General features: G+C 42.0%; 10 protein-coding genes. 7 read left to right on the forward strand and 3 right to left on the reverse strand.

Features of this window, described 5'->3' with window-relative positions; all coding sequences use genetic code 11:
* Window positions 1-58 precede the first annotated feature (58 nt).
* Together WCM76_16220 and arsB are read left to right on the forward strand one after the other, a co-directional pair.
* Window positions 59-424, forward strand: coding sequence for a four helix bundle protein (locus WCM76_16220; protein ID MEI6767176.1), 366 nt, complete (start codon window positions 59-61; stop codon window positions 422-424).
* 37 nt (window positions 425-461) lie between these two features.
* A complete protein-coding gene (gene arsB, locus WCM76_16225) occupies window positions 462-1,553 on the forward strand; it encodes an ACR3 family arsenite efflux transporter (protein MEI6767177.1) in 1,092 nt (363 codons plus the stop codon).
* Window positions 1,554-1,609: 56 nt separating this feature from the next.
* Here arsB and WCM76_16230 read toward each other — a convergent pair whose 3' ends face one another.
* A complete protein-coding gene (locus WCM76_16230) occupies window positions 1,610-2,290 on the reverse strand; it encodes an immunoglobulin-like domain-containing protein (protein MEI6767178.1) in 681 nt (226 codons plus the stop codon).
* Between the two features lie 133 nt (window positions 2,291-2,423).
* Entirely contained in the window at window positions 2,424-3,089 is a 666-nt protein-coding gene (locus tag WCM76_16235) for an immunoglobulin-like domain-containing protein (protein MEI6767179.1), read from the reverse strand.
* Between the two features lie 165 nt (window positions 3,090-3,254).
* Here WCM76_16235 and WCM76_16240 point away from each other — a divergent pair, with 165 nt between their 5' ends.
* Both WCM76_16240 and WCM76_16245 read left to right on the forward strand, forming a co-directional pair.
* On the forward strand, window positions 3,255-3,545 hold the full coding sequence (locus WCM76_16240; GenBank protein ID MEI6767180.1) for a hypothetical protein: 291 nt from the start codon (window positions 3,255-3,257) through the stop codon (window positions 3,543-3,545).
* 157 nt (window positions 3,546-3,702) lie between these two features.
* Complete coding sequence (locus tag WCM76_16245; GenBank protein ID MEI6767181.1) at window positions 3,703-4,026, forward strand: hypothetical protein; 324 nt, start codon at window positions 3,703-3,705, stop codon at window positions 4,024-4,026.
* 71 nt (window positions 4,027-4,097) lie between these two features.
* Here the strand turns inward: WCM76_16245 and WCM76_16250 are convergent, their stop codons facing one another.
* Complete coding sequence (locus tag WCM76_16250; GenBank protein MEI6767182.1) at window positions 4,098-4,787, reverse strand: hypothetical protein; 690 nt, start codon at window positions 4,785-4,787, stop codon at window positions 4,098-4,100.
* 191 nt (window positions 4,788-4,978) lie between these two features.
* Between WCM76_16250 and WCM76_16255 the strand changes: the two genes are divergently transcribed.
* The 3 genes from WCM76_16255 to WCM76_16265 all read left to right on the forward strand — a co-directional run.
* Window positions 4,979-6,211, forward strand: a complete 1,233-nt coding sequence (locus tag WCM76_16255; GenBank protein ID MEI6767183.1) for an aldolase/citrate lyase family protein — start codon at window positions 4,979-4,981, stop codon at window positions 6,209-6,211.
* 4 nt (window positions 6,212-6,215) lie between these two features.
* Window positions 6,216-7,760 carry a citrate lyase subunit alpha gene (citF, locus tag WCM76_16260; GenBank protein MEI6767184.1) on the forward strand — a complete coding sequence of 515 codons (1,545 nt, stop codon included), beginning with the start codon at window positions 6,216-6,218 and terminating at the stop codon, window positions 7,758-7,760.
* Between the two features lie 647 nt (window positions 7,761-8,407).
* Window positions 8,408-12,105: choice-of-anchor L domain-containing protein (locus WCM76_16265; protein ID MEI6767185.1), on the forward strand; the 3,698-nt coding region annotated here is incomplete at its 3' end.

The raw sequence follows: 12,105 nt of genomic DNA on the forward strand, positions 1-12,105 counted from the left end.
ATTTGTTGCGGTTTGCAAAATAATATTCTGTATTTTTATCGGACAATAGTGATAAGAAATGAGAAATGACAAAGAAAATGCAATTGCGAAGCTGACTTTAGAGTATTCACTCGACATTATTAAGTACGCAGAAGTGCTCGAAAAAGAAAAGAAATTTGTTATTGCAAATCAGCTGCTAAAATCCCGAACTTCTATTGGGGCGAATGTGAGAGAGGCGCAAAATGCAGAAAGTAAAGTTGATTTCATTCATAAACTAAAGATTGCAGCTAAAGAATCAGATGAAACAGAATACTGGCTTGTTCTATGCAAATTATCTGAAAGCTATCCGAATCCGGACATTCTGGAAGATAAACTTCATGTAGTCTGTAAGATTTTGTCAAAAATTAGTATCATCAAAAAAGCACATATAGTATTTTCAAATTAGCTAATTTTCAAATTGACTAATCAACGAATTGATTATTATGAAAACACGTTTAAAATTTCTCGACCGTTACCTCACGTTGTGGATATTTCTGGCTATGGCCATTGGTGTTGGTTCCGGATATTTTTTCCCTGCCATTGCCGTATTCTGGGAATCATTGAAATCATCGCCTGAAAGCACCACGAATATACCCATTGCCATTGGTCTGATCCTAATGATGTATCCCCCGCTTGCAAAAGTAAAGTACGAAGAACTGGGCGACGTTTTCCGCAACTGGAAAGTTTTGTCATTGTCGCTGGTTCAAAACTGGATTATTGGCCCGGTGCTGATGTTCGCACTCGCCATCGCATTTTTCAAATTATTCCCCGGTGAAAACAACGCCAACCTGCCCTACATGTATGGCATAATCATGATAGGCCTGGCACGCTGCATTGCCATGGTCATTGTATGGAACGACCTTGCAAAAGGCGACACACAGTATGCTGCCGGACTGGTAGCTTTTAACAGTATTTTCCAGGTGCTGTTTTTTTCGGTATATGCCTATATATTTATTGCTGTATTGCCCGGATGGTTTGGCATTCCAACAAACAATGCTGTTGAGAATATTACCATAATGCAAATCGCCAAAAGTGTATTCATATATCTGGGAATCCCGTTCATTGCAGGTTTCCTGACACGTTTCATCCTTATCAGAATAAAAAGCAAGGAATGGTATCACACCAAATTTATTCCTAAAATAAGTCCGCTTACGCTGATAGCACTGCTTTTTACCATTATCGTCATGTTCTCGCTCAAGGGCGAAACGATTGTAAAAATTCCGCTGGATGTTGTTTTAATTGCCATGCCGCTGCTCATCTATTTTATTGCGATGTTCACACTTTCATTCTTTATGAGTAAAAAGATTGGCGCCACTTACGGACAATCCGTTACCTTATCGTTTACGGCTGCAAGCAATAATTTCGAACTGGCCATTGCTGTAGCCATCGCAATATTCGGAATGAATTCGGGCGAAGCCTTTGCGGCGGTTATCGGACCGCTGGTTGAAGTGCCTGTTATGATAGCACTGGTGAACGTAGCTTTCAGGTTCAGAAAAAAATATTTCTCCGAGGCACAACCTTCATTGCGAGCTTAGCGAAGCAATCCCCTAAACTCTTCCTCAACCGTCATTAGCAGCATCGCCGGGCAGTATTAATTCCTAGAATATACTCCGTAACCCGTTGCTGAAGTCCCGTTAGTGATCTCAGTATAATTAATGGTAAACGTAGAAAAATTGTTGATATAACTTCCGGCACCTGAAAAAGTATGGTCAGCTGACGGAACCCCGCAATTCACCGTTTGGCTGGGAATTGTTATCGTAGTACCTGAAACTATACCATAAACCGGACAATATGCATAGTTGGCAAAAGTTGCAAATACTATCTTATTATTTATGGTAAAAGAAGAATTCAGGTTTTCAGTGTAGTTACCATTAAATGTCGACCCTGTGTAATCCTGAACATTGTAGCTGCCTTCGAGGTAGGCCGCACCGTTGACAACAACAACACGGCTTACAATGGCCGTATTACCGGCTGCATCAGAAGCAGTATACGAACGCGTATAATTTCCGGCAAGGTTCATATTTACACTCCCTGAGGCAGTTACAGCAACGTTACCATTTACATCGTCAAGCGCCGTGGCACCGGGATCGGCATATGACACCGCGGAGAATTGTGTCACAACCTGCGGATTTTGCCCTGCCAACGTAATCACAGGCTTTACAAAATCCGTTGATGTATGAGAATCATTTGATGTGTCCGAATCCTTTTTGCAGGCGCTGAGCACAATAACGGCAATAGCTGTCATTACAATAAAATAACATCTTCCTTTCATACGATTCATTTAATGGGGTCCTTCAAAATGCGCCACAATCCCACACAAATATATGGCTTTTAGCAACATCTATAACCGGCGGTCAAAAAAAAAGCTGCTCTTCTCAGAGCAGCTTTTCCTGAACAAAAATGAATTAGTTCTTTACATAAGTTGTGTGACCGGTAGCTGTTGTACCGTTTGTAACTTCAGTATAGTTAATGGTGAAGCTTGTGAAACCACTTGAGAAAGTTGCACTGCCTGAAAACTGGCGGGCAACTGGTGTTGTACCGCAAGTAACAGTTTGTGTCGGGATGGTGATAACAACGCCAGCGATTGTACCGTAAGCAATACCATTGTTATAATCAGCAAATCTCTGGAAGTTGATTTTGTTATTTGTTACTGAAGAAGGAGTAATAGTTTCCTGCCAGGGTGTACCTGTTACGCCGCCATCAGGATAATCTGTAGCAGTATAAGTGTAAGAAGCAATGTAGAGAGCTCCGTCAACAGTTACTTTACGAACGGCGTCGGTTTTGTTACCGGCTGCATCAGTTGCTGTATAAGTAAGTGTGTATTCGCCGGCGCTGCCCATGTTAACGCTGCCGCTAACGGTCGGTGTCAGGTTGCCATCGGTATCATCAGTTGCAGTTGCACCCGGATCGGTGTAAGTAGCAGCTGAAAATTGAGTTACCCTGTTATGGGCTGCATCATCATTTTTCAAAGAAACAACGGGGTTGCCGGTGTCGTCTTTTTTACAACTTGAAACAAAGAAAACGCCGCCAATAAAAGCAGCAGTCGCAATCAAAATTGATACTTTTTTCATTTTTAAACTGGTTTTAGGTTAATAAAAGGATATTTGTATTTTCTCTACGAGGCAATTATTGTGCAAATATATTAGTAAAAATCAAAAATATTATGAAAAACCTTTTTTTTTTAAAAAATGTTTTACCTTTGTCATAAGGTTAACCAAAATTTAAACTTAAACAACATGAAAAAAGTATTTAGTCTTTTAGTGATTGCCGGAATGGTATCACTTATTGCTTGCGGCCCAAGCGCTGAAGAAAAAGCAGCCAAGGAAAAAGCAAAACAAGATTCAATTGCAAAAGCTAACAAAGAAAAAGCTACGCAAGATTCTATTGCTGCTGTAGAAAAAGCAAAACAGGATTCAATCGCCAAGGCAACCGCCAAAGCTGACTCCATTGCTAAAGCTGAAGCTGACAAAAAAGCCAGCAAAGGCAAACCTAAAGTAAAAGCCGGCAAAGGCAAAGGTAAAGGCTGATCTTAAACTAAAGAGAAGTTGAAAAACCTTCCGGGGAACCGGGAGGTTTTTTTTATTAACAACGTTTTTTTAATAATTTTTATGAAAATATATTTTTGCATTGAAAAAAAAATTAATTTTGCGCGTTAAATCATAATAACCAAAATTTCAAAAGAAAATGAAAAAAGTATTAAGTGTATTCGTTATCGCCGGTATGGTTGCCCTTATCGCTTGCGGCCCCAGCGCAGAAGAGAAAGCTGCTAAAGAAAAAGCAAAACAAGATTCAATTGCAAAAGCTAACAAAGAAAAAGCTATGCAAGATTCTATCGCTGCTGTTGAAAAAGCAAAAGCTGACTCAATTGCAAATGCTGAGAAAGCAAAAGCTGACTCTATAGCTAAAGCTGAAGAAGCTAAAGCTAAAAAAGGTGGCACAAAAGGTGGTACCAAAGGCGGAACCAAAACGGATCCTAAAAAAGTAAAAGCCGGTCAGGGAAAAGGTTAATTCCTAACTGTCTTATAAAAAATAAGCTGTCTCAAAAGGACAGCTTATTTTTTTGTCGATACATTTAATCTCTATTTACCAAGCACTTCCCGGCAGGTAGCCAGTATCGTATACAATTCTGTTGATGCTTTTTCAGGATAAATCAAATGCATATCATCCGACAATCCGCTTCGTGAAACTATAAAAAGACTGTACTTCTCTGAATTAAAATCAGGCACCTTCAGCAAACCAGCCTCAAGCTGACTCTTTTCCTTATAATATTTATCCAGATTCTTTTTATCAGCTTCCGTTTTTGCCGTATAAACAGTAGTTTGTTTACTGCTTAACTTTTCGTCTCTCAAACCGGTAATCTTATATTTTTCAGGCAATTTGCGGATTTGATCCATTGTTGCAGCATTTATGATACTGGCTTTCTGTATCTTATCTACATTCCATTTATCTTCGTAACTAAAAATCAACTGACAGACGATTTTCTTACCCTTTTCCTGAATACGCTTATTGCGGCTTTCTTTACTTTCTTTAGGGGCATCCATCCATTTTTCATCCAGTACCCAAACCGAATCGTTCCGGGTGATACAAAATCGCCCCTGCCCTTCGGTAAATGTCCACCCTTCCGGTAAATAATTAATCAGCACGCTGATAAGCATGTCTGATTTATAAAATTCTTTGTGAATCTCTTCTTCCGTAGCTTGAGAAAAAACCTGCAGCACTGAGCAGCAGGCAAATAGCATAACAAGCAGACATCTTTTCATCCCCTTCATGGCGCATATAGTTTTTGATTGTTTTATCATGACAAAAGTATGCTTTCACTGCGAGTTTTCAAATTTCATACCGAAAATGAAGGTTTATAACATTTCTCCTGCAGGCAGTGACTAAATATTTCATCTCAATAAACCAACGTATGCATATTTCAGGTTAAATTTGCCTTCGATAATTTCTATTAATATAATGTATGATGGAGAAAAACGTTTTGGCCCTGGCCGGGAATAAAGGAAAAGGCATTCGATCAGATTGTCACGTAAGCCTTGAAATCAAAGAAAGCGGCGGCATTGACCTTACCATAGAAAGCAAGGTCAGCGTGATGTACGGTCGTACCAACAGGCAGCTGGCGCTTGATATTCTTGCCTTCCATAATATTAAAAACGCATCGCTGCTCATCGAAGATTCAGGAGCATTGCCCCTGGTAATTGCTGCTCGCATTGATGCCGCCATTCATAAACTTACCGGAACAGGCAAAGAATTTTTATTCGACATTCTTGAACAAAATAACTATTCCACGACTCGTGACCGTTTTCGCTTTTCGCGCTTATATCTTCCGGGCAACAGCCCAACACTGATGCTCAATGCAGGAATTCACAAACCCGATGGCATTATACTCGACCTGGAAGATGCAGTTGCTCCCGATAAAAAACCGGAAGCTCGCTTTCTGGTACGGAATGCTCTTCGCGGGCTTGATTTTTACGGTGCTGAACGCATGGTACGCATCAATCAGGTGCCGGCAGGACTCGATGACCTTGATTACATTATTCCGCATAACGTGAACCTCATACTTGTTCCTAAATGCGAAAGTGCAGAACAAATTAAATTGGTGAACAAGAGAATTGATGAGCTGAAAAAGAAACACTCTATTAAAAATGATGTTTGGCTGATGCCGATTGTTGAGAGCAGCCTGGGTGTGCTCAAAGCATACGAGATTGCAACTGCAGCAGATAACGTTGTTTCTATGGCCATCGGTCTTGAAGATTATACAGCCGATCTGGGCGTAAAACGTACTGCTGAAGCAACAGAATCGTTTTTTGCCCGCAGCATGGTAGTGAATGCCTGCCGTGCCGCCGGTATTCAGCCAATTGATTCAGTATTTTCAGATGTAGCCGATTTAGACGGGCTGAAGCAAAATGTACTGAAATCAAAAGCACTTGGCTTTGATGGTATGGGCTGCATACATCCGAGACAAATCAGGGTAATCCACGAATTTTTTTCACCTGATTCTTTGGAAATAGAAAAGGCAAAAAAAATCGCGAATGCATTTTTTGAAGCAACAGAAAAAGGACTGGGTGTGGTTTCGCTCGGCACTAAAATGATAGATCCACCGGTAGTAAAACGTGCGCAAAAAATCATTAGTTTGGCTGTATCACTGGGAATAATATCAAAAAACTGGAGGGAAGAAGACAATGAAAAAAAATGACAACATGATAAAAAACGCTCTGGGTCGCATGGTGCCTCAGGAAATTAACGGACGGGAAGCGGTTCCTTACAAAGGTGTTGGTAAACATAAGCCAACAGGACGGAAGTACGCGCCACCGATTGCCACATGTGCCGATTATCCCGCCGACGGAAACAAAATAGTATCATCGCTCAAAGAAGCACTCATCAAGTGTGGTTTGAAAGACGGTATGACCATTTCTACGCATCATCATTTCCGCAACGGCGATCTGGTGGCAGGACAAATATTCAGCATTGTTGAAGAACTTGGCGTGAAAGGACTGATGTGGTGCCCCTCTGCATCATTTGAGTGTCATTCATTCATGACAAAATATCTGGAAGACGGCACCATTCATCATATTGAAGGCAGTATGAACGGTTCACTCGGACGCTATACTTCCGATGGCAAGATGCAGGGAACGGGCATTCTCCGTTCGCATGGCGGCCGTTATCAGGCAATTCAGGATGGCGAAGTGCACGTTGATATTGCAGTTATTGCAGCTCCAACTGCCGATGCATTTGGAAATGCCACCGGCGACCGTGGTCCTGCAGCCTGCGGACTGCTTGGTTTTGCGCTGGCCGATTCGCAGTACGCCGATAAAGTAATTGTAGTAACCGACAACCTGGTTCCCTTTCCCTGTGTACCCTGGCAGATTCACGGCAATTACGTTGACCACGTTGTAGTGGTAGATAAAATAGGCATCCCTGAAAAAATCGTTTCAGGAACTACAGAGATTACGAAGAGTCCCGACCGCTTATTGTTAGCCGAGTGGACGGCACAATTTTGTGATGAAGCGGGAATAATACACGATGGATTTTCGTTTCAGGCGGGAGCCGGCGGAACGGCACTTTCAATAGGAATTTATTTTGCGGATATACTGAGGGAGCGCGGTTGGAAGGCACGTTTTGCGAGGGGTGGCAGCAATAAATATCTTGTAAATATGCTTGAAGAAGGGCTTGTGGACTACATTCTCGATGGTCAAACTTTCGACCTTGAAGGAGTACGCTCCATGCGTGAAAATCCGAATCATCTTAATACGAGTCCATTTACAAGCTATAACTATCATGGCAAAGGGAATTTTGCCAGTATGGTTGATGTTACCATTTTGGGAGCGACCGAAGTAGACGTAAACTTCAATGCGAATGTAGTAACCCATTCCGATGGCGTATTGCTGCACGGAATCGGGGGATGGCAAAACTGTCTTTTTGCGAAATGCACTATTCTTCCAATACCCTTGTTCCGCGACCGTATGCCGGTGATTCTGGATGCTGTTACCACCATTTGCGGACCGGGCGAACTCATCGATGTAATTGTGACCGAAAGAGGAATCGCAATCAATCCGTTGCGTACTGACCTTATTGAAAAAATGAAAGGCAGCCGCTTACCTATTAAAACTATTGAAGAGCTAAAAAAAGAAGCAGAAATGATTTGCGGAGTACCCGATAAACCACAGTTTGAAGATGAAGTTGTAGCTGTTGTAAAATGGGTTGACGGTACCGTAATTGATTCAATCTGGAAGCTCAAAAAATAAGGAATTTCATAATTTCTTCTTAAAATAAAGGTTCATTAAATTCCTGTTAGAATATTATTTTTCCCAAAAGTGCAAACATTTTCAAATTGGCACAGGACATTTAACTATATGATTTCAGGACAATAAACCTGTTTTCTGCAATTCTCTCTGTGTTATTTATTTGTTAATAACAATATCGTCATCTATTAGATTTGTTGGTTTAGCTTATTATACACAAATAGTACTTACATACTCTTTTATAAGAGTTTATAGTATTTTATACCAATTATCGAATACATAAAATGCTTATTGTTAGGTTTAATTTACAAACAAAAAGTTATTTTTACTTTTTCGTCTATTGTTTTTTAGCTTTTGTCGATATTAATAAGCTGTTTATCATGTATTATTGCAATCTACCTTTAAAACGTATCAGCTAATTAAAATTTACCTATCCCAAATCGTTGTTTTTCAGATATTTTACATGCTTATTGACAAGCTGGAAAACTTATCCACAACAACAGCAATTCACATTTACTTAACATTTAAACCAATCACACTACCGCACAATGTTTTAACTTTACGGTACGAAAATTAGGTCGATTTTTATCTAGTGTTCATCTAAAATTTATAAAATCATAATAACTCTAATAAACAACAACGCCAATCGTATGAAAAAATGCTTACGAAATGTAGTTGCTATCAGCATGGTACTGATGGCTTCTGCGATGTCTGTATTTGGACAGATTTCCGGCAAATCGGTTTCTGATCCAAGGTCTGAGATTAACACGATAAACTTCGTGAATCAGATGAAAACCTCGAACCCGATAACAGTTACTCCACTGCCGGGCTCGACCTACACCCCAACAACGCTGGTTCAGACAATGCTGGTATCAGGCTGTCTGCAGGCTTCGAACGTGGTTTTCACGGGCAATCAGGCCGCTCTTGGCTCCTTTGCCACAAACAATTCAGGATTCCCATTGGGACAGGGTATCGTAATGTCGACGGGTAATGTCAGCACTGCTGTTGGCCCGAATGTTTACGGTAACCGCACCACACAATTGGGAACGGCAGGTAACGCAGACCTGAACGTTATTGTAGGCAGCAATCTTACTCAAGATGCTGCTGTGCTGGAATTCGACTTTATTCCGGCAGGTAACGTTGTTGAGTTTAAATACATCTTTGCTTCGGAAGAATATCCGGAATGGGCATGCAGCCAGTACAATGATGTGTTTGCATTTTTACTCAGCGGTCCGGGCATTGCAGGTAATCAGGGATTCAGCAACAATGCAAAGAATATTGCATTACTTCCCGACATGGTTACTCCCGTTACTATTAATAATATTCATGTTGGTGGCTGGAATCAGAATACCGAAACTTCTCACAATCCTCAAACCTGCCCCGATAAAAATGCAAATTATTATCAAAATAATATTGGCGGTACAGCGATAGAATTTGACGGATATACCGTTGTTCTTACAGCATCATGGCCTGTTACACCCTGTCAGACTTACCATATCAAACTGGCAATTGCCGACGTTGGTGATAAAAAATGGGATTCAGGCGTATTCATTGAAGGCAAAAGCTTTATCTCCGACCCTATCAGTCTTGTTAACTATGACCTGCTTGGAAACGCTACAGACAATGTTCATGAAGGCTGCGGTTACAATATGGTCTTTTCAAGAAATAATCTCAATAATCTCAGCTCTCCGCTGACAATCAATTATACACTGTCAGGCACTGCATCTTCTGCAGATCATACATTCCCGAGCGGCACTGTTACAATTCCGGCGAACGTTACTTCAGTCACAGTTCCCTGGACAGTTGCAGCAGATGCTATCAGCGATAACGGCGAATCTCTTATTATTTCACTTTCGAATGGTTGTCCATGCAGCCAGAATGTTATCACCAAAACACTGACTTTATACGATCCGTTTACCGTAACATCGTCGTTCACAAATGCCGCTTGTAATGGTGTCAACAATGGCACTATTACCGTTCAGGGATCAGGTGGTTCCAGCATATTCAGGTATCAGCTGAACGGTGGCACACTTCAGAATCAGGGCAGTTTTACGGGACTTGCTCCGGGCAACTACACGGTTACCGTTTACGACGGATACAGCTGCAATTCGCAAACGCTCAACTTCACAATAGGCTCAGGTTCAATCAACCTCAACCTCGCACTTACAACACCTATTTTGTGCAATGGAGGTAATGCAACCGTAACAGCAAGCGCTACTGGAGGCACAAGTCCTTATACATACAGTATCGATGGTGTGAATTATTCAGCTACAAATATTTTCACATTCGCAGCCGGGCCACATACCGTTTATGTAAAAGACGGTGCCGGATGTACTACCAGCTCTGTTATCACTGTTACTCAAAACGCTGCCGTAGGAATCAGCCTCGCAGTTACAACACCGGTTGCCTGTTTTGGAGGCAACGCTGTTGTTACCGCAACCGGTTCCGGTGGTAATGGTGTTTATACGTACAGTAAAAATGGTGTAAACTATGCATCCACCAATAGCTTCAGTTTACCCGCCGGAACATACACCATCTATGTAAAAGACGGCAACGGTTGTATAGCCAGTTCCGTCATTACGGTTGGTCAGAATACACAGGTAGGTGTCACTGCAACGGTAACTACTCCCATTGCCTGTTATGGTGGTAATGCCACGGTAACAGCAACCGGAACCGGTGGTAGCGGCTCATATACTTACAGCACCAACGGTGTAAATTATTATGTTTACAATACCTTCAGTCTCGCTGCCGGCACCTATACCATCTACGTAAAAGATGGCAACGGCTGCACCGCCACGACCTCGGTTACCGTTACACAAAACAATCCTGTGGGTGTTACCCTTTCGGTGACTGCCGCGATATTGTGTAATGGTGGTCAGGCCACCGTACAGGCAAGCGGAACAGGTGGTAACGGATCCTTTACATACAGTCTCGACGGCATTACTTACAGTTCGAATAATCAGTTCATGCTGTCTGCCGGAACGTACACCATTTATGTGAAAGATGGTAATGGCTGTACAGGAACAGGAACTATAAACGTTACTCAAAACGGCGCTATTGCCCTTGCACTCAACCAAACAATTCCGATTACCTGCTTTGGTGGAAATGCAACAGTACAGGCAAATGCAACCGGCGGTACCGGTGTTTACACATACAGCGGTGATGGAGTAACGTACACTTCATCAAATATCTTCAGCCTGCCTGCAGGTACACATACCGTTTATGTAAAAGATAATAACGGTTGTATTTCAACAGCCAGCATTACAATTACCCAGCCTGACGAACTTCAGTTATCGGTACTTGTCAACGACCCCATTATGTGCTTCGGTGGCGAAACCAGTGTTAAAACTATTGTTAGCGGCGGCATAGCTCCTTACACATATTTTGTAGATGGAATTGACTTCAACACAGTAAATATGTTCAGCCTTGGCTCGGGCACTCACACAATAACCGTATTTGATGCCAATGGTTGCTCAGTAAGCAGTACGCTTACACTCACTGAAAATTCAGCTGTAGCGCTTTCGCTGACTTTAACCAGCCCGGTACTTTGCAGTGGCGGAAACGCGACCGTAACAGCAACAGCTACCGGTGGCACCGGCGTTTTCACATACAGCAGCGATGGAATGAATTTCGGCTCCGGCAATGTTTTTACACTAGGCGCCGGTGTTCACACTATTTATGTGATGGATGAAAACAGTTGTACCGCTTCTGCAAGTATCGCAGTTTATGAAAACGCACCGGTTGGACTTACTGTTACAGAGACCACTCCGGTAGCTTGTTTCGGCGGAAATGCAACACTTACTGCAGTTAGTACAGGCGGAGACGGTCAATATTCTTACACACTTGATGGCGTTCAACAGAATGGTAATGTATTTATTGTAGCTGCCGGAAATCATACGGTAATCGTTACTGACGGAAATGGCTGCACAGCCACTTCAATTATCACCATTAACCAGAACGACCCTGTTGAACTTACACTTATCGAAACAACCTCGATTCCCTGTCATGGTGGAACCGCGACTGTTACAGCTTATACAACAGGAGGAAACAGAACATATTCTTATATCCTTGATGGTACTTCACAATCAACTTCTACCTTCGACGTAACAGCCGGAACACATACGGTAATTGTTACCGATGATAATGGTTGTTCTGATACCGCAACAATCGTGATTATAGAAAATCCCGTTGTTGGCCTGACCTTGGCTGAAACACATGCTATCGCATGCTTCGGCGGAACAGCTACCGTAACTGCAACTGCTACCGGTGGAAACGGTGTATTCACATATACTATTGACGGCATTGCTGCCACATCAAACGTATTCACAGTAACAGCCGGAACACATAC

Source organism: Bacteroidota bacterium (assembly GCA_037133915.1).
GTDB lineage: Bacteria > Bacteroidota > Bacteroidia > Bacteroidales > CAIWKO01 > JBAXND01.

Excerpts from the sequence above, each read along its gene's own strand:
- WCM76_16220 (MEI6767176.1), top strand. The coding sequence starts at position 59 with ATGAGAAATGACAAAGAAAATGCAATTGCGAAGCTGACTTTAGAGTAT.
- arsB (MEI6767177.1), top strand. The coding sequence starts at position 462 with ATGAAAACACGTTTAAAATTTCTCGACCGTTACCTCACGTTGTGGATA.
- WCM76_16230 (MEI6767178.1), bottom strand. The coding sequence starts at position 2,290 with ATGAAAGGAAGATGTTATTTTATTGTAATGACAGCTATTGCCGTTATT.
- WCM76_16235 (MEI6767179.1), bottom strand. The coding sequence starts at position 3,089 with ATGAAAAAAGTATCAATTTTGATTGCGACTGCTGCTTTTATTGGCGGC.
- WCM76_16240 (MEI6767180.1), top strand. The coding sequence starts at position 3,255 with ATGAAAAAAGTATTTAGTCTTTTAGTGATTGCCGGAATGGTATCACTT.
- WCM76_16245 (MEI6767181.1), top strand. The coding sequence starts at position 3,703 with ATGAAAAAAGTATTAAGTGTATTCGTTATCGCCGGTATGGTTGCCCTT.
- WCM76_16250 (MEI6767182.1), bottom strand. The coding sequence starts at position 4,787 with ATGAAGGGGATGAAAAGATGTCTGCTTGTTATGCTATTTGCCTGCTGC.
- WCM76_16255 (MEI6767183.1), top strand. The coding sequence starts at position 4,979 with ATGATGGAGAAAAACGTTTTGGCCCTGGCCGGGAATAAAGGAAAAGGC.
- citF (MEI6767184.1), top strand. The coding sequence starts at position 6,216 with ATGATAAAAAACGCTCTGGGTCGCATGGTGCCTCAGGAAATTAACGGA.